Origin of the sequence: Humibacillus xanthopallidus (assembly GCF_006716675.1) — a bacterium.
GTDB lineage: Bacteria > Actinomycetota > Actinomycetes > Actinomycetales > Dermatophilaceae > Humibacillus > Humibacillus xanthopallidus_B.
The window spans coordinates 194344-211555 of the sequence record NZ_VFPM01000001.1 but is presented as its reverse complement, the minus strand read 5'-3'; the positions used below and the strand labels follow the sequence as shown (position 1 = coordinate 211555).

The following is a 17212-nucleotide window of genomic DNA, read 5'->3' as shown; positions in this document are numbered from 1 at the left end:
ACCTCCAGGGGTGGGGGCGGTCTGCACGCTCCCACGACAGCGGCGTCGCGGGGTGTGGTCCTCGGCGACCACGACGGCAGCCTAGTGGGGTGCACCCGCGGCATCCGCTCGCGTCCACGCCGCGGCGGGCCCGTCGCGCACGCCGGCCGAGGCCTGTCAACCGGCCGTCGGGAATGGCTTGGACCGCGCCGTCGTTACCAAGGCATACTGTGGTCTCGCGAGGCCGCAGGTTGACAAGTGAACAGCGTGACGTGGACCCCCAGCTACACCCATGGGGGTGATCGGTTTCGACGGTGGTCGACACACCAGAGGAAGCGGGTCGAGGATGTGGGGTTATCTCGTTAACGCTCCCCGCAAAACAATAGGTGCCGATTCCAAGCGCACCGACTTCGCCCTCGCCGCCTGAGCGAGCCTCGAAGTCCGTCAGCCTGAGCTAGTTCCCGACTCAGTGCCTGGCGTCAGCTAGGGGACTTGCTGTGCAGTCATGTTGAGGGGCTGCGCGGGACTCTTACTCAACTGGGCCTGTCAGGGGACGTGTGCGTGCGAGCCTTGGGGCCGAGAAAAGCCATAGCGCACTGCACCCGGAGAAGCTCTGGTCTCTCGTCATCGGACGCGGGTTCAATTCCCGCCACCTCCACCACTTGATGGTGGCCACGTCACGCTGTTCGCTTCCGCACGCTGTTCAGCGCTCGAGATAACGGCTGATCTGCGCAAACGTGCAGATCAGCCGTTGTCTGTGGTGCGGACACAACAGGTCATGTCTAGACTTGGCGCGGCAGGAAAACTGTCACACAGCTGTCACAAGCTGTCACAGGCGGTGGTCGACCTCGTGTAGCCCAGGCCCGACCCCTCACTGAACGGGAAGACTCCTGGAGGACGCATGGCTGCACCGGCGAAGCTGCCGAGGGGGGTCACCCGGTATCGAGGTCGTTACCGGGTCAGGGTCGACTACGAGGGACGTACGCATTCCCTTGGCATGTTCGACACTCTTACGGATGCACGCGCGGCGCTCGACATCACTCGCGGGCAGATTGCTCGCGGTCGTTTCGTGCCCCCAGCAGAGCGCCGGTCCGCCCGCCAGGCCGAGGTCGCGCGGGTCGAAGCCCAATCGATGACGCTGAAGGAGTGGTCCGAGAAGTGGCTCCTCGCCCTAGAAGCCAACCCTGACCGCTCACCGGCGACCGTCGTGTCGTACCGCTCCGTACTCAAGAACCACATTCTTGATGACCTCGGTGACATCCGATTGGCCGACCTGACCACCGAGCGCGTAGCCGACCATCTTGCTGCCCTAGGACGCCAGCGTTCGACGCGGCACCCAGACGCTCGCGTTAATGGTGTAGCGCCGAACGTGGTGATCGTGCTCCGCTCGATGCTCAACGCGGCGGTAAAGGCCAAGGCCGGCGCTCTTGAGACGTTCGACTTTCCCGAGGCACCGAAGCATCGAAGAGTGCGCCCCGAGGATGAGCAAGGAGACGTCGCGCTGCCCGAAGAGGTCAGGGCCTTCGCTGAAGCAATGCCTGCCCCCCTGCGGATCGCCGTGCCGCTGGCCGCCTGGTGCGCCCTTCGCATCGGGGAGTTGCTGGGCTTGCAACGACGGGATCTGGAGTACCTAGACGACCCCGAGCGGGCACTGCTCCATGTGCGTAGACAGTGGAACGTGAAGGCGAACGCCCTCACACCACCGAAGGCGCGTAGCACCAGAAGTGTCGCCGTGCCAGCCGCGCTCCTGCCCGGGCTGACGCAGCACCTCCAGATCTACACGGCCTCTCAGCGCACTGCTCCGGTCCTCACCAATGGCCGCGGTATGCGTGTCTCCCAGAGTGCCCTAGATCGCGCGTGGAGGGCGGCGAGGGAGCAGGCAGGCCGACCAGGCTTCCACTTCCACAATCTGCGGCACACGGGCTTGAGCAAGTATGCGGAGCAGGGAGCGACTCTGGCTGAACTCCTGCATCGCGGCGGGCACACTGACGTCACCGTGGCGCTTCGCTACCAGCATGCGACTGCCCAGCGCGATCGCGCCCTGACCGAACTGCTGAGCAGAGAGATCGATTCCTAGCCTCCCGAGTGCCACGCGCTGGCGGAATGGGGCAGTTGGGGTTCCCTAGACCGGCTAACACTTCGGGTAGAGCCGATGCCGACACTCCGTGCGATGCACGTGCGATGCGAAGACGTGAATCGACACGCGGAGGAAGTGGGCTTGCCGGCGGTTACCTTGGGGCCAGCTGGCCCGCGCTCGCAGTCGTTTGGCCGCCGCCAGGGGTCAGTAGCTCCTTACGCTAGGCGCGTGCATCTCGCCGGGTCCGCCGGGTGACCGCCCACGAACGGTGCGTGTTTGAGCCCCTCTTCGCCAAACTCGAGCGCGTGTTTCGACCTCGGCCAGGCAAGCTGAGGCGGGTCCGGACCCATAGCGCAGGCCGCGCCTGACTGAGGCGCAGGGACGCCGGGGTCGTCACGGGTCGCTGGTCGGGTGCCGGTGAGCCACCGCGACGGTCGTCCTCCCTCCGAGACCAGTGCGTCTAACGAAATTGGTGCCTGTCTAGCGCTAACCTAGATTTGCGCATAAATGGTCAGAGGATGGGGCGCTCATGGAGGCCAGACGCAATCCGTACAGCCCGGGGGCGGGTCGTCCACCGCTGGCGTTGGTGGGCCGCGACCTCGAGCTCTCGGACTGGGCCGTGGCACTGGATCGGGTGATGGCTGGCCTCTCGGTTCAACCGGTGGCCCTCTACGGGCTCCGCGGCGTGGGCAAGACCGTCCTGCAGACCGCCATGGCGAAGGCCGCGGAGAGCCATGGCTGGGTGGTGGCGCAGGTCGAGGCCGGTGCGGGCAAGACGTTGCGGGTGGCGTTGGGCGAGGCGTTGTACGGCCCGCTCTCGGACCTGGCACGCCCCAGCTCGGGCCGCCGGATCCTGCGTGCCCTGAAGACTGCCCTGTCGTTCAAGGCGTCGTACGACTCGACGGGCACGTGGTCCTTTGGCGTGGATCTGGCCGACTCGCCCGGTGGAGGCGCCGACTCCGGCGTCTTGGAGACCGACCTCGACAAGCTCGTCAAGGACCTGAGCGACGGCGCGGGTGAGGAAGGTGTCGGCGTGGCCGTCCTCGTCGACGAGGCTCAGGACCTGACCATGGACGAGCTGGTAGCCCTCTGCGCGATCGCGCACCGGGCATCGCAACAGGGCTGGCCGTTCCTGCTCTGTCTCGCTGGCCTTCCGTCGCTACCCAAAGACGTTGCCGAGGCGAAGTCGTACGCCGAGCGGCTGTTTGCGTTCTACCCGATCACTGCCCTGCCCAGCGATATCGCCGGTGAGGTGCTCACGGTGCCTGCGGAGCGGGCTGGCGTCAGCTGGGAGGCCGCCGGGGTGGCGCTGCTCGTGGATGAGGCCCGCGGTTATCCGTACTTCCTCCAGCAGTACGGCCAGGACACGTGGAACAGCGCTCTCGGCGCGGACGTGATCACCGTCCACGATGCTCGCGTTGGCGCCGCCTTGGGCCGGAACGCCCTGGACAACGGTTTCTTCCGGGCCCGGTGGGACCGGGCTACCCGCAGCGAACAGGCCTACCTGCGTGGGATGGCCGTGGATGGGGATGCGGTCAGCTCGTCAGGAGAGGTCGCCCGCCGCCTGGGCCGTAAGCCGACCAGCCTGGGGCCCACGAGGGCCGCCCTGATCTCCAAGGGGCTGCTGTATGCCCCAGAGCACGGGCGGATCGCCTTCACGGTCCCCGGCATGGCGGACTTCATCACCCGTCAACCTGACCCAGATGCTTCATGACCCATACTCGGTGTTTCGTTGACAGCTCGTGCAGACAGAGTCGCACGGCGGCGGTTGAAGCGGCTGGCGCAGGATCGCGTGCAGAACTTCCGCCGACGCGCCCCGCGGAGCGGGCAGAACTCCGCGCCGCACTCTCCGCACGTGACGACGATCTCCACACGGCGTTTAACACGAGGCGTCTGGCGACCGGACGCCGAAGCTGCAGCCCCCGCAGGGGAGAGCGGCATCCCACCAGCGAGTCGTGCGGCGGTGGCCTTTCCGGGATCACGTGCAGCGATGAGCCCTGTTCGTGAGGGCATTTGGGCTGCGCCGCGCTCGGCGAGCTTCTCGAGGACCGCTGCGGCGACCAGTCCCTTGGACCGGCGTAGGCCGTGCTCGAGCTTGTATTGCCGGGCGCTGATCCCGTGAGACTTGAAGGCGTGGAGGCCCAAGTGTGAGCCGCGCCAGCCGCAGGTGTGGCACAGGAGTCCATCGGCATCCTCGTCGATGATGCCGAACAAGCCGTGCCCGTCCGGTGCTCCCACTTGGGTCGGGTCACCGGTGTTGTCGTAAGGGCCCACGGGACTGATCATGCCGGTGCTAAACCGGATAGGCAGGCCGGATTTGCGGCAAGCGGATTCACGCGCTGCCTGCGGGCTCAACGGGAAGGGCGCCGTGCCCCCATGGACTCCGGCCCTGCGGACATGGTCGGGAGGCGAACCATCATCTGGTCGACGTCGTTCGGATCGACCCGAAGCACGCGGGGCCCGCTGCGATACGCGGCGAGCACGCCGCTGGCGATGCGCCGTCGAATCGTCTTCGTGCTCAGGCCTGTTCGCTCGGCTGCTTCAGCGAGTGACTCGAACTCGCGACGGTGCTTCTGGTTCATGGTGACCTCCCAGTCTCCAAAGCCCTGGCACTGCGTTCGGGCGATCACCTCAGATCTCGCGCGTCTTTGAGCACGGGAGGCCACGCTGCAGGCCACCCCCTATGTCCTACTGCGGGAGCGCGGTTGCAGCTCCTTCCACGTCCCGATGGTCTTGAGTCTCGAACTGCGCGATGGCCGCGTGTGTGGTGCCATGGACTTGCATGAGGCGCAAATCGGGCGAATCCACAGGGGCCGTGGCACTTGCTGGTCGATATCCACAGGTAGCCCTCGGGTGTGCTCAGGCGGGCAGACCAGTCATATCGTGAAAATCGCCGACCCGACGCTGATCGCCAGGCGGAGGTGAGTGGGCTTTATCTCTTGAGACCGGGGAGACGACATGACTCGAGCAGACAGGCGAGCGGGCGCGGCCATCGCAGCCGCCATCACGGTGGCTGCGCTTGCGGCGTGCACGAGTGCCTCCACTCCGTCGAGGCCTACATCGTCCGCGACGTCTCGTGTCTCGGTTTCGACCTCGAACGCACCGACGACGACGAGTCCCGATCAGGTGGCACAAGAGGAGGCCCGGGGGATGGTGGCGAGGTACTACAGGGACGCGGCGCGCGGTCTCTACGAGCCGGCCAAGACCAGCCCCTCGTTCTTCGAGGGGTCCTCGAGCGGCACGGCACTGGTCGACAATGTGAACGCTCTCAACGCGGCCAAGGCACAGAAGATCCGTGTGACGGGGGAGACGAAGCTCAAGTCGGTCCAGCATGTGAAGACCGACCTCACCATGGACCTCAAATCCACGCCTCCGGCAGTCCCGATTGTGACGTTCCTGGTCTGCTACGACGTCACAGGCGTCAACGTCGTAGACAGCAGGGGCAAGTCAATCGTGCCGGCCAGTCGGAAGCCGACCGGTCTTCGACTGGTCGGTGTGGTTAACCGCGAATACCCGAGTCCTGATGGGTGGCGAGTGGAGTACGTCCAACCCAAGGCGGACTCGTGCTAGCCAGATGCGCCGCGATCCTCGTGGCGACTCTTGCCGCCGGGACCTTCGGCGCAACAACGACCGCCAGGGCGGACAGTCCCACGTGCGAGAAGTACGGCGACATGGGCAACTGCATCATTTGGGCCGGTGGAGGAGGGAACTCCGGCGGCACATCCGGTGGGGGCTCAGGGATTGGCGACGCCGCTGCGGGCGGCTCAAGCGCCGGGCCGGGGGGCGACGCGTCCAACATGCTGGACGTCAACGGGGTCACGTGTCTCTTCATGGGGGCGCTCTCCCCGCCTCCCGCGAAGACGACCCCCATTTGGGGTGGCCACGACGACGGCGCGATCTACCAGTGCCTCGTTGCCGGCAACGACGTCAACGGTGATCGGGTATTGCTGTTCTGGGCCGCCGGGCCACCATCGGCGGCACCTCCGCCGCCGGACCCGCGGGTCTTGGCCCGGCGGGCCATGAACGCGATGCAGCTGAAGGCGGTCACCATCGGGATCGTCCCCGAGCCGCGGCCGGGAAGCATCGGGATCATCGGGCTGCCGACGTGGATGTGGGTGGACGGCGCCGCAGAGAACACGTGGGGCCCGATCACCCGGACCGCGTCAGCGGCCGGCTTCACGGTCCGGGCGACGGCGAAGGTCAAGAAGGTTGTGTGGGACATGGGCGACGGAACCCAGGTCGTGTGTCTCACGAAGGGCACCCCGTACGCGGACTCCTATGGGAGACAGTCGAGCCCCGACTGCGGTCACACCTACACCCGCCAGGGCTCGTACGCCGTAACTGCGACGAGCTACTGGAGCGTGACGTGGGCGGGGGTCGGGGAGAGCGGCGTTATTCCGCTGGACCTGTCTCGGACGACGAACATCACCATGGGCGAGAGCCAAGTCATCAATCGGTAACGGGTCGACGGGGGAACGCGGATGACCGTGACAACAGGGCGCACGGACAGCACAGACGCTGGCCGGCGGAACGGACGAGCCCGGCCGGCTCCGCTCAGCTCCGGCGAGGTGGCTCCGGCCCCGAAGTTGAGGCGCCGCCCGATCCTCGTGGTCGCTTCGGTCGCCGCCGTGTGCCTCGGTGCGCTTCTCGGGGTGTGGGCGTGGACCTCGACGAGCAACACCCACGAGGTCGTCGCGGTCCGCGCGACCATTACCCGCGGGGAGACGATCGACCAGGCCGACCTGATGACCGTCCAGGTCGGTGTCGACCCGGCCCTGCGGACCGTCGCCGGGAGCAGCCTGCCTGACCTGGTGGGGCGGCGCGCCGCGATGGACATGCCTGCCGGGAGCCTCGTGACGGCCGAGTCGGTCACGCGATCGGTGATCCCCCCGGCAGGTCAGTCGGTCGTGGGGGTCGCGTTGCCGGCTTCGCTGATGCCGGGCGAGCCGTTGCAGGCTGGCGACAACGTACGCATCGTCGGTACCCCGGGCGCGCAGGGCGAGGCCACCGACGGCCCGCCGGTCGAGGTCACCGCCACGGTGGTGGGCCTGCACCCGGGCGCGGAGCAGGACAAGACCGTCGTGTCTGTACTCGTGCCGAAGGACGAGGCCGGTGAGCTCGCCGCACGCGCCGCGACCGGCAGGGTCGCGCTCGTGCTCGACAGCCGGGAGCGGTGACCTGATGGCTCTGATCGTGCTCACCTCCGCCTCCGGGTCACCAGGGGTGACCACCTCCTCGGTGGGCCTCGCGCTGACCTGGCCGCGGCCCGCGCTGCTCGTCGAAGCCGACCCGACGGGCGGGTCCTCCGTCCTCGCTGGGTATCTGCGCGGACTGACCGCCCCGACGGCCTCCCTGATTGACCTCGCGCTGGCTCACCGGCACGGCCAGCTGGAGCAGGCGATCCCCGAGGCGGCGGTGCGGATAGAGGGAACCTCGGCCTCGTTGCTGCCGGGAACCCGCTCGCACACGCAGGCGCCTAGCCTGGTGCCGCTGTGGGAGCCCCTCGCGGCCACCCTCAAGACGTTGGAACGGACGGGGCAGGACGTCATCGTGGACGCCGGCCGGCTGGGCCTCGCGGGGTTCCCGGAGCCGTTGCTGTACGCCGCCGACCTGTGCCTGCTGACGACGCGTTCGGACCTGGTGTCGCTGTCAGGGGCCCGGTCCTGGGCGCAGACGCTGCGGGCCGGCTTCGAGCGCATCGGCGGGTCCGCGTCGCTGGGGCTGCTGATGGTGGGCGAGGGCGACCCCTACACCGCCCGTGAGGTCCGCAAGGTGCTGCAGATCCTCGTGATCGCCTCTCTCGCATGGGATCCCGCTGCAGCGCAGGTGTTCGGTAGGGGCGCAAAGGCGCCGCGGAAGTTCGACACGTCACCGCTCGTGCGCAGCCTGTCCGCGGCCCGGGACGCGATCGACTCGACGGTGGCCAACAACCGGGCCGAGCTCGCCGGTCAGCCTTCCCGTAGCCCGATCGGAGCCCGAGCATGAACGAGCAGGCCAGCTTCTCGAGCCCTGCACGGTCGGCGGACACCAGGGATTCGATGGACCCGACCGATCCGACGTCGCTGCCGCTGTTCGCGACACCGCCAGCAGCGCAGACGCCCGCGTCACCACCGGCAGGGACCTCGGCTCCGTCGCGGCCTGGGCGCGTGCGGGGCACCTTCACGATGCGGCCGACGCCCGAGCGTGACCCAGAGCGAGTTTCGTCGCCAGACCTGCCCGAGCGGACTCGGGGGGACCTGCGTCCGGTGCGGGCGGCATACGGGAACGAGCTGGACTGGGAGCTGGTGGCGGCGCTGCGGCAGCAGGCCTCCGACCGGCTCAGCGCCGCTCTCGGGGAGGAGCGGGCGCACCTATCGCAGCTCGTGCAGCGGGAGCGTGGGCGCGCGATCATCCTGGACCTGCTCAACGACGAGTCGGTGGCCCGGGTCGAGGCGGGGCAGGCCCAGTGGAGCGTGGCCGAGCAGGACGAGATGGCTCAGGCCCTGGACGATTCGCTGTTCGGTCTGGGGAGGCTGCAGCCGCTGGTGGATGACGACCGGGTCGAGAACATCATCGTCACCGGCTGCGACCGGGTGACCCTCGAGCTGACCGACGGGCGGATGGTGCCCGGTCCGGCTGTCGCGAACAGCGACCAGGAGCTCATCGACTTCCTCGTGTTCCTGGCGAGCCGGTCCGAGGCGAACGCGCGGCCGTTCTCCGAGGCGCAGCCGAAGCTGCACCTGCGCCTGGACGGTGGGGCGCGGCTGGCCGCGGTCGCGTGGGTGATGCCGCGCCCGTCGATGGTGATCCGCCGGCACCGGCTGCGGCAGGTGACCCTCGCTGATCTCGTGGCGCGGGGCAACCTGTCCGAGACGGCCGCCTCGTTCCTGCGGGCGGCGGTCCGGGCCCGCAAGTCCATCGTCGTGTCGGGGGCGCAGGGGGCGGGCAAGACGACGTTGGTGCGCGCGTTGTGCGCAGAGATCCCGCGGCACGAGATCATCGGCACCTTCGAGACCGAGTACGAGCTGCACCTGCACGAGCTGACCGAGACCCACCCGATCGTCTTCGCGTGGGAGGCCCGGCCCGGGTCGGGCGAGCGCGGCGCGGACGGGCGGCAGGCGGGCGAATTCACCCTCAGCGAGGCACTGTTCGACTCGTTCCGGTTCAACCTCTCCCGGCAGATCGTCGGCGAGGTCCGCGGCCACGAGATCCTCGCGATGCTCAAAGCGATGGAGTCCGGCGCCGGGTCAATCAGCACGACGCACGCCGTCAACGCCGAAGGGGCGATCAACAAGCTCGTCACCTGCGCTATGGAAGCCGGGCCGCACGTGACCCACGACTACGCCGTGCGCGCCATCGCCGCCAGCATCAACCTCGTCGTGCACGTCCACCTGGAGACCAGCCCGCTTGCCGACGGCACCACGCAACGGGCCCGCTGGGTCTCTGAGGTCATCACCGTCACCCCGGGCGAGCGGGAGAAGGGCTACGCCGTGCAGAAGGTCTTCGCGACCACGCCCGGGGCGCGCATGGCAACCCCGAACGTGCTGCCGGATGACTACCGCGACCTGCAGCAGTGGGGCTTCGACCTGGCCGGCTTCTACGGGCAGGGTCACGGGCTCGGGGACGAGGCCGCGTCATGACGCCGCTGATCCCGGCCGTGGCCGGCGCGCTCGTCGTCGCGGGCCTGCTCGGGCTCGTCCTGGGCCTCCGGCCACGACCGGCCGAAGCAGACTCGCTTTGCCGGCGGCGCCCGCCCGGGTCGCCCGGGTCGCCAGGGTCACGCCGGCCACGGCTCGCGGGGGTGAGTCGGCGCAGCCAGCGGCTGCTCCTGGCCGGTCTCGCGATCGGTGTCCTGGCGGCAGTGTTGACCGGGTGGGTCGTCGCGATCCTCATCGTCCCAGCCACTTTGGCGGGGCTGCCGTACCTGTTGTCCTCGCCGGAGTCGGCGAGCAAGATCGAGCGCCTCGAGGCGATGGAGGAGTGGACCCGCTCCCTGTCAGGCATCCTCACCGCAGGCGTCGGCCTCGAGCAGGCCCTCATCTCCACCCTCCGCTCCACGCCGGAGGAGATCCGGCCCGAAGTCACCCGGCTCGCGTCCCGGCTGCGGGCCCGGTGGGGCACCGAACGGGCGTTGCGGGCCTTCGCCGACGAGCTCGACGACGCGACCGGCGACCTCGTCGCCGCCAACCTCATCCTCGGCGCCCGCCGCCGCGGCGCCGGCGTCGCCAGCGTCCTGGAAGCCCTCGCGGAGTCCGTCGCCGCCGACGTGAGGGCCCGACGCGAGATCGAGGCCGACCGGGCCAAACCGCGCTCGACGGCACGGTGGGTCACCATCATCACCATCGGCGTCCTCGCGGTCCTCGCCCTGACCGGCGACTACATCACCCCCTACGCGACCCCGTTCGGACAGATCATCCTCGTCGTCATGCTGAGCCTTTACGTGGCGACCCTGGTCTGGATGAAGCGGATGGCCATCGGGGCGAGCCTTCCGCGGTTCATCGGCGCGGCCGCGAAGGAGGCGGCTCGCTGATGCCCACTGGACTGCAGCTGGCGATCCTCGCGGGCGGGCTCGTCGGGCTCGGCGTCGCCCTGATCGTGTGGCGTCTCACCCCAGCCGACCCGGACCTGGGTGATGCCCTCAATCGGCTCTCACCCAACAACACCCGGCCCCGCGGAGATCTCGGCCAAGCGGAGGCGGGCGGGACGGATGCGCGGGAACGGCTCGGGCTGTGGGGGATGAAGACGCTGCCCGCCGGGGCGTGGGGCAGCGTCCCGGTCAAGGAGCTGGCGATCCTGCGGATCCCGGTGAGCCGCTTCTACGGGGAGAAGCTGATGTTCGCCGGGCTGGGGCTGCTGGCCCCGCCCCTGCTCGCGACCTTCTTCACCCTGCTGCGCCTGCCCGTCCCCGTCGTCATCCCCGTCATCGCGTCCCTCGGAGCGGCGGTGGTCTTCTTCTTCCTGCCCGACTACAACGCCCGCGACGACGCGAAGAAGGCCCGTGCCGAGTTCGCTCGCGCTCTGGGCGCCTACATCGACCTCGTCGCCCTCGAACGCAACAGCGGAGCGGGCCCGCGGCAGGCGATGGAGGCCGCCGCCGACGTCGGCGACTCCTGGGTGTTCCGGCGCCTCGGTGAGGAGCTGGCCCGGACCCGCTGGTCCGGCCTGACCCCGTGGGACGCGCTGCGCAACCTCGCCGACGAGCTCGGCCTGCCCGAGCTGCAGGACCTGGCCGACATCACGCGCCTCTCCGGGGAGGAGGGCGCGCAGATCTACTCCAACCTGCGCGCTCGGTCCGCGGGGATGCGCGCCGCGATGCTCGGCGCCGAGAAGGCCAAGGCCAACGAGGTCGGCGAACGCATGTCCATCCCGATGAGCCTGCTCGGCGTCATCTTCCTCGCCATCCTCGTCGCGCCCGCGCTGCTGCGGGTCATGGGCGACACCTGACTCTAGAGGACTCCACCAGGACTGGACCGCAAACGAATTCGCACTACCCGCACCACCCCAGCGCTCGTGAACACCCCGGGGAAACTCGGGACCATCCGGCAGATACACGACGACAGGAGAGACTCATGCACTACCTCGCAGCGACCCTGCACATCCTCGGCGCCACCCTCACGGACAGGGCGGCCACCCTGGAGGCCCGCCGAGCACACAACCCGAAGCCCAGTGAGGACCTTGTCCCGGACCGGGGTGCGGTCACGATGGAGATGGTGATCTGGGCGGTCGCGATCATCGGCATCGTCGGGATCGTCGTCGCCGCCATCACCAACTACGTGACCTCCAAGGCCGGCAGCATCCGATAACAGCCACCGGATCCGCAGGCCGAGCGTGAGCAGCACCCGGGCGCCCAGACAGCGCCGCCGGACCGCGGCGGGGCCATCCGAGCGCGGGTCCGCCTCGATCCAGATGGTGCTGCTGCTGCCGGTGCTCTTCACGGTCATGTTCCTCGGGATGCAGGCGGCGCTGTTCTACCACGCGAGGTCCGTCGCGATCGCCGCAGCGCAGGAAGGAGCGCGCGCCTCCTCGGTCGAGGACGGCAGCGGGGGAGCCGGGGCAGCCGCCGCGGCATCCTTCGTCGCCGCGGCCGGCGGCGACGACGTCCTCAAGAGCACCCACGTCACAAGCAGCCGGACGACGCAGGTCGCGACCGTGACCGTCACCGGGACCTCGCTCAGCGTCATCCCGGGCTGGTCGCCCTCCGTGCGGCAGTCGGCGACGGTGCCCGTCGAACGGATCACCCGATGAGCAGCCCTCCACACCCCCGGTGCCCCCGTCTCCAGTGCCGTCAGAAGGGCACCGAACGTGGCTCGGCCGTCATCGAGACCGTGATCGGAGTCCCCGCGTTCCTGCTCTTCGTCGCGCTCATCATCTTCGCCGGCCGGATGGCCATCGCGCACCAGGCCGTCGAGGCGGCCGCCAACAGCGCAGCCCGCTCGGCGTCGATCTCCCGAACCCAAGGAGACGCGGAAGGGGCCGCGTCCTCCTCAGCCAGCTCCACCCTGGCCAGCCAAGGGATCACCTGCGCCAGCACGGCAGTGGCGGTCGACACGACCGGGTTCGCCGCCCCGGTCGGCACCCCCGCCCAGGTCACCGCGACCGTGACCTGCGAGGTCAACCTCGCCGACCTGTCCGCGCCCGGCGTCCCCGGCAGCAAGACCGTCACCGCCACGACGCGGTCCGCCATCGACACCTACCGAGAACGGTGATGACCATGACGACGAGCACGAGGAGCACGAGGAGCACGACGAGCACGAGGTGGACGACGAGCACGGCGACACGGCGACCGAGCCCTGAGCGCTGGACAATTCGTGAACGCCGCCAACTTACGAGGATGGCACGCGACTGCGGCTCGGTGAGCATCTGGCTGGCAGCCAGCGGCCTCGTCATGATCATCCTCGTCGGGCTCGCCGTCGACCTCGGAGGCAAGGTCGGCGCCCAGCAGCGCGCCCAGGACGTCGCCCGCCAGGCTGCCCGCGCCGGCGGCCAGCAGCTGCAGGCGGCGGCAGCGGTCCGCGGCGACGGGGTCACCGTCGACCCGACGGCCGCCCGAAGAGCCGCCCAGACCTACCTCGCCGGGTCGGGCCTGACCGGGACCGCGACGGTCGTGGACGGTCAGACCGTGCACGTCACCACCACGGCGACCTACGAGTGCACGTTCCTAGGCATCATCGGGCTGAGCTCGTTCACCGTCCACGGGGCCGCCGACTCCCGCACCACCCGCTCCGTCGACGGGGTCGAGCAATGACCCTCGGGACTGAGCGGGGCGCCCGGCTGCGGGCCCGTCTGATCGGCCTGGCCGCGGCGGCCGGGCTGACCGCGATCCTGCTCGGCCTCCCCGCCGCGTTGCTGACCGTGGGCGCCGACCCCATACCGGACACGATCCCGTCCGTGCCCTCGATGAGCCGGTTGTGGGCGGCGCTGACCAGCCCGGACGACGGGTCCCTCGTGCTCGGCGTGCTCACGATCGTCGGCTGGGCTGCCTGGCTCCTCCTCGCGGGATCCATTGTCCTCGAGGTGATCTCCCGGCTACGCGGGGTCCGCGCTCCCCGGCTCCCGGGGCTGGCGATGCCCCAGGTGGCCGCACGGAACCTGGTCAGCGCCGCGCTGCTGCTCTTCATCACCGCACCCGTCGGCGCCCAGCCGGCCAAGGCCGCGACGATCGCGAGTTCACCCGCGGTTGTCGCTGCCGCTGTTGAGATCCCCGCCGGGGCCCACACGGAAAACAACGGCACCCCGCAGGAAGCGCGACCCGTCAACGCCGCCACCGGAGTCGCCGCCGCGGCGAGAGACCACCTGAGCACCAGCCGCGGGAGCCAGCGGGGGAGTGCCCCGCCGTTGCCGACCCACACGGTGAAACGGGGCGAGTCGCTGTGGTCGATCGCCGAACAGCGCCTCGGCACCGGGGCGCGCTTCACGGAGATCGCCGCCCTCAACACCGACGTACTCGGAGACAGGCCAGGCTTCCTCACCCCAGGCACCGTGCTCGTCATCCCCCGCGAGACCACCACAGTCACCGCAGAAACCACGAACACCGTGAACACCGTGACGGTGGAGCCGGGGGACACGCTCTCCCAGATCGCCCAGGAGCGGCTGGGGGTCGGGGGCCGGTACCCGGAGATCTTCGAAGCCTCCAAGGACACCCGCCAGCCCGGCGGCGCGCGACTGACCGACCCGGACCTCATCCAGCCGGGGTGGACCCTGACCGTGCCCACCGCAGCCGCACCAGCGAACCGGGCACCCGAGAGCCACCAGGAAGCGGACGACACGGGGGAACGCACCGTCACCGTGCAGCCGGGCGACACCCTCTCCGGCATCTCCCAGGAGCAGTTGGGGGCTGCCAACCGCTACCCAGAGATATTCGACGCCTCCACAGGCACCCCCCAGCCGGATGGCGAACAGCTGCGCGACCCGGACCTCATCCGCCCCGGATGGGTCCTCACCATCCCGGCAGTCGACGAACCGGACACCCAGCCACCGCCCACGCCCGCCCCGTCGCCGGAGGGTCACGTCCCCCAACGGCCAGCACCCGAGCATGGCGGCAAGACATGGTCACCCGCCCCAGCCCGAGAATCCACTGGCGTGGCCGGCTCGACGACGACCGCGGCCGAGGGCGCGACACCGACGACACAACCGCCGCCCCGACCAGCCGAAAACCGCACAGCCACCAGCAGATCCGCGCCGACAGCAACTCCCGGGGCGTCAGTCGAGGAACCGTCGGTCACGGACCATCAGGGCGACATGCCGGCCTCCTGGATGCTGACGGGCCTCACCGGGGCGGGAGCGCTCCTCGCGGGGTCGATGCTCCTGGGCTTGCGCCGGCGACGGGCAGCCCAGTTCAGAGCTCGCCGGCCCGGCCGGACGATCGCCACCCCCGAGCCGGCTCTGGCGCCGGTGGAGAAGACCGTGCTCGTGGTCGGCGGCGACAGCGCCCCGACCGTCGACCATCTCGACGACATCCTGCGCCGCCTCGCCGCCGCCCACGCCCGGGCCGGCAGCGTCGTCCCGCAGCTCGCGGCCGTCGAGTTGACCGACTCGACGATCCGCCTGCACCTGATCAGCCCGGCCGGGCTCGCCGCGCCCTGGCAGGGCACACCCGACCAGCTGCACTGGACGCTGCCGGCATCAACATCGCTCAACGCTGTGGGACCTGCCGTGCCGGACCAGCCCGCGCCGTACCCCCTGCTGGTCACGATCGGCGCCAGCGACACCGGGGACCCCTGGCTGCTCAACCTCGAGGACCTGGACGTCAGCATCACCGGAGACGCCGACTTCAGCCGCGACCTGGCGAGGTACCTGCTCGCCGAGATCGCCTGCAACCCCTGGTCACACGGTGTGAAGGTCGACATGATCGGCGTCGGCGCCGAGGTGGCCGCCATGAACCCCGACCGGCTCCGCGTCCACACCGGCGGCGACCCGGCCGCAGACGTCCTGACCGAAGCCATCGCGACCCTCGACCGGGCCAACGACATCGCCGGGGACCTCGGCGACGGCGTGGCCACGGCCCGGGCCGCTCAAACCGGCGCCGACGCCTGGCCAGCCCGCCTGCTCATCCTCGACGCCGCCGATCCCGCCGCGACCACTCCAGCCCTGACTCAGCTGGTCGACCTCATCCACGCCCACGCCGGCCGCACCGCCACCAGCGTCGTCGTCTGCGGCGAGCTCGCTCACATGGATGCCAGTAGCGCACCCCCAGCGATGGAGATCACCGTGTCGGCGGGCGGGCGAGTCCTGCTGCCGGCCGTCGGGCTCGACCTCGTCGCGGTCGGCCTCACCCCAGACGAAGCCCAAGGCTGCGCAGCCCTGCTCGCCCAGAGCGAAGACCTCGACGACGTCCCCATCCCCACCACCGACGCCGTGGACGGGTGGCGGGCATGGACCAACGAGGCCGGCGCCCTCCGCGACGAACACACCCTGCCCCGGACCCTCGACGAGGAGAGCGTCGACGAACCGCTCACCACCGTCTTGGACCTCGAGGACGAGGAGTACCTCCACGAGGGTGCGACGACCCGAGAAGACCTACAAGCACTCGCACCCAAGGTCACACCACAAGTCAGCGACGCCGTTCTCGACGCGGACCCCACGCTGGATGCTGACCTCATGGCGTGGTGGTCCGACGACTGCCGGCTGCCACGCCTGACCCTGCTCGGGCCGGTGAGCGCCCGGACCCGCGGAACAGCGCTCACCAAACGGAAGCACTACTTCACCGAGATGCTCGCCTACCTCGCCACCCGCCCCCACGGCGCCACCCCGGCAGAGCTCGCCGACACCTTCAACATCACCCAGGCCAAGGCTCGCGACTACATCCGGATCCTGCGCGACTGGCTCGGGGTGAACCCCCGCACCGGCGACAAGCACCTCCCCGACGCCCGGAAGGCCCCCGCCGCCCTCGCCCGCGGCGTCGGCGTCTACCAGGTCGTCGACGTCCTCGTGGACGCCGACCTCTTCCGCCGCCTCCGAGTCCGCGGAGAAGCACGCGGACCCGAAGGAATCGAGGACCTCGACGCCGCCCTCCGGCTCGTCCAGGGCCAACCTTTCAGCAGCCTCAAAGAGGACCGCTGGTACTGGCTCGTCGACGGCGACCGCATCGACCAGCACCTGCTGTGCGCCATCGTCGACGTCGCCCACCTCGTCACCACCCACAGCCTGCGATCAGGCGACCTCCGCCGGGCCAGGCTCGCCGCGGAGACCGCAGCACTGGCCGCGCCCCACGAGGAGATCCCGCGGCTAGACCTCGCCGCCATCGCCGACGCCGAAGGCCGCCACGCCGAGGCGGACCGCATCCTGCGCGAAGACGTCCTCAACCGCTCGGACGGCGAGGGCGCACCCCCGGAGCTCAGCGACCGCACGAAGCAGGTCATCGCCGCCAAGGACTGGCTGGAACGGACCCGCCACGCCAGCTGAGCGGAGGAGGTCGGGTGCTCCGGCCGAAGGAAAGTGGATCGAACACCTGTCCCATAATGGTCCCATGGCTGGAGGATCAGGACGAGGCGTCACACACCCCGTTCCCGCCGCGCCCCCAGCTCGACAGCACTGCTGGGTCACCGGCCCATCCACGGCCCGCGGACCACACCCGGGTCTCGTCGTGCGCTGGCAGCAACAACCGGATGGGCCATGGAGGGCCCTAGTGGTCTACCTCGTCGAAGCGGACGACACGCTTGTCCAACAGTGGCTGCCGGC

Annotated in this window: 15 protein-coding genes and 1 other RNA gene; 15 read left to right on the top strand and 1 reads right to left on the bottom strand. The window is 69.7% G+C overall.

Going from position 1 to position 17212, the window contains the following annotated elements:
* Positions 1 to 273 precede the first annotated feature (273 nt).
* The 3 genes from ssrA to FBY41_RS00925 all read left to right on the top strand — a co-directional run bounded on the left by ssrA (position 274) and on the right by FBY41_RS00925 (position 3770).
* Positions 274 to 640, top strand: a transfer-messenger RNA (tmRNA) gene (gene ssrA, locus FBY41_RS00935).
* A 336-nt stretch (positions 641 to 976) separates the two neighbouring features.
* On the top strand, positions 977 to 2056 hold the full coding sequence (locus tag FBY41_RS00930; RefSeq protein WP_185748829.1) for a tyrosine-type recombinase/integrase: 1080 nt from the start codon (positions 977 to 979) through the stop codon (positions 2054 to 2056).
* Positions 2057 to 2585: 529 nt separating this feature from the next.
* Entirely contained in the window at positions 2586 to 3770 is a 1185-nt protein-coding gene (locus tag FBY41_RS00925) for an ATP-binding protein (RefSeq protein ID WP_141841558.1), read from the top strand.
* A gap of 637 nt (positions 3771 to 4407) precedes the next feature.
* On the opposite strand, the gene FBY41_RS00920 is transcribed toward FBY41_RS00925, so the two are convergent.
* Positions 4408 to 4638, bottom strand: coding sequence for a helix-turn-helix domain-containing protein (locus FBY41_RS00920; protein ID WP_141841557.1), 231 nt, complete (start codon positions 4636 to 4638; stop codon positions 4408 to 4410).
* Positions 4639 to 5182: 544 nt separating this feature from the next.
* Here FBY41_RS00920 and FBY41_RS00915 point away from each other — a divergent pair.
* From FBY41_RS00915 to FBY41_RS00860, 12 genes are all read left to right on the top strand, one after another.
* Positions 5183 to 5626 (top strand): hypothetical protein, encoded by a 444-nt coding sequence (locus FBY41_RS00915; protein ID WP_141841556.1) that lies wholly within the window; start codon positions 5183 to 5185, stop codon positions 5624 to 5626.
* A 227-nt stretch (positions 5627 to 5853) separates the two neighbouring features.
* The gene (locus FBY41_RS00910; protein ID WP_185748828.1) at positions 5854 to 6516 is read left to right on the top strand and encodes a PKD domain-containing protein; all 663 of its coding nucleotides are present in this window, start codon (positions 5854 to 5856) and stop codon (positions 6514 to 6516) included.
* 147 nt (positions 6517 to 6663) lie between these two features.
* Positions 6664 to 7233 carry an SAF domain-containing protein gene (locus FBY41_RS00905; RefSeq protein ID WP_141841554.1) on the top strand — a complete coding sequence of 190 codons (570 nt, stop codon included), beginning with the start codon at positions 6664 to 6666 and terminating at the stop codon, positions 7231 to 7233.
* Positions 7234 to 7294: 61 nt separating this feature from the next.
* Entirely contained in the window at positions 7295 to 8041 is a 747-nt protein-coding gene (locus tag FBY41_RS00900) for a hypothetical protein (RefSeq protein WP_141841553.1), read from the top strand.
* A gap of 161 nt (positions 8042 to 8202) precedes the next feature.
* Positions 8203 to 9675 (top strand): CpaF family protein, encoded by a 1473-nt coding sequence (locus FBY41_RS00895; RefSeq protein WP_260439484.1) that lies wholly within the window; start codon positions 8203 to 8205, stop codon positions 9673 to 9675.
* On the top strand, positions 9672 to 10565 hold the full coding sequence (locus FBY41_RS00890) for a type II secretion system F family protein (RefSeq protein ID WP_141841552.1): 894 nt from the start codon (positions 9672 to 9674) through the stop codon (positions 10563 to 10565). The genes FBY41_RS00895 and FBY41_RS00890 overlap by 4 nt, the downstream gene beginning before the upstream one ends.
* Positions 10565 to 11479 carry a type II secretion system F family protein gene (locus tag FBY41_RS00885; protein ID WP_141841551.1) on the top strand — a complete coding sequence of 305 codons (915 nt, stop codon included), beginning with the start codon at positions 10565 to 10567 and terminating at the stop codon, positions 11477 to 11479. Before FBY41_RS00890 ends, FBY41_RS00885 begins: the two co-directional genes overlap by 1 nt.
* A gap of 125 nt (positions 11480 to 11604) precedes the next feature.
* Positions 11605 to 11838: a hypothetical protein gene (locus tag FBY41_RS00880; protein WP_141841550.1), complete on the top strand. Its 234-nt coding sequence runs from the start codon at positions 11605 to 11607 to the stop codon at positions 11836 to 11838.
* A 25-nt stretch (positions 11839 to 11863) separates the two neighbouring features.
* Positions 11864 to 12280, top strand: coding sequence for a TadE family protein (locus tag FBY41_RS00875; RefSeq protein ID WP_260439483.1), 417 nt, complete (start codon positions 11864 to 11866; stop codon positions 12278 to 12280).
* Positions 12277 to 12741, top strand: a complete 465-nt coding sequence (locus FBY41_RS00870; protein ID WP_141841549.1) for a TadE family protein — start codon at positions 12277 to 12279, stop codon at positions 12739 to 12741. Before FBY41_RS00875 ends, FBY41_RS00870 begins: the two co-directional genes overlap by 4 nt.
* A gap of 125 nt (positions 12742 to 12866) precedes the next feature.
* The gene (locus tag FBY41_RS00865) at positions 12867 to 13280 is read left to right on the top strand and encodes a pilus assembly protein TadG-related protein (RefSeq protein ID WP_141841548.1); all 414 of its coding nucleotides are present in this window, start codon (positions 12867 to 12869) and stop codon (positions 13278 to 13280) included.
* A complete protein-coding gene (locus FBY41_RS00860) occupies positions 13277 to 16936 on the top strand; it encodes a LysM peptidoglycan-binding domain-containing protein (protein ID WP_141841547.1) in 3660 nt (1219 codons plus the stop codon). Before FBY41_RS00865 ends, FBY41_RS00860 begins: the two co-directional genes overlap by 4 nt.
* Positions 16937 to 17212 lie beyond the last annotated feature (276 nt).